A 1,047-nucleotide genomic window follows, 5' to 3' on the forward strand; every position below is an offset into this window, starting at 1 on the left:
TTAAAGACATTCTTGTAATTACCATCTTAGCTACAATTGCCGGAGCTGATGGGTGGGAAGACATCGAAAATTATGGACTCAGCAAGCAGCAATGGGCGTGAAGAATTTTTAGAATTACCCAATGGCATCCCCAGCGATGATACATTCCGCCCTTGTATTTGAAAAGCTAGATCCGAAAGTTTTAGAGGATAAATTATCGCAATGGCTGCAACAAATTATGGGTTCAGTTGTCCAAGAAATCATTCCGATAGATGGCAAAAGTTTGCGAGGTTCTTACGATCGAGAGAAAGGTTTAAAAAACTTACATTTAGTGACAGCTTGGGCGAGCGAACAGCGTTTGGTACTCGGGCAAGTCAAAGTAGAAGACCATTCCAATGAAATTACAGCAATTCCAGCCCTACTAGAACTAATCGACATTGCCGGAGCGATTATCACCATTGATGCGATGGGGACTCAAACAGAAATAGTCCGACTGATCCGTCAGAAAAAAGCCGATTATGTCGTGGCACTAAAAAGCAATCATCCCACTCTTTACAATCAAGTAAAATCCTGGTTTGAGACTGCAAAAACTCAGGATTTCATGGGGATTGAAATGAGTTATGATTCCCGAACCGAAAAGGGACATCATCGCCTCGAAACTCGAAAAGTCTGGGCGGTATCAGTTGCCAAACTCGGAGGACTTTACAAGCAAGAGCAATGGGCTGGCTTGCGCACTATTGTTATAGTTGAAAGAGTTCGTCATCTGTGGAATAAAACCACTCACGAAGTGCAGTTTTATCTAAGCTCTTTACCAGTAGATGCTAAAGCGGAATGGTCGTGCTATTCGTCAACACTGGGGTATTGAAAACCAAGTGCATTGGAGTTTAGATGTGACCTTTAATGAAGACAAATCCCGGATTCGTTCGTTAAACAGCCCCCAGAACTTCGCTTTGGTAAGACGAATAGCACTTAATGCGGTGAATCAAGAAACAACTCTCCAGCGTAGCCTGCGACAAAAAAGAAAAAGGGCTGCGATGAACAATGACTATATGATGCAAATTCTCAAGT

General features: G+C 42.6%; 1 pseudogene. It reads left to right on the forward strand.

Features of this window, described 5'->3' with window-relative positions:
* Window positions 1–1,047: pseudogene (locus tag QUA20_RS31860) on the forward strand (ISAs1 family transposase); the annotation flags it as partial.

Origin of the sequence: Microcoleus sp. Pol7_A1, assembly GCF_036701085.1 — a bacterium.
GTDB classification, from domain to species: domain Bacteria; phylum Cyanobacteriota; class Cyanobacteriia; order Cyanobacteriales; family Microcoleaceae; genus Microcoleus; species Microcoleus asticus.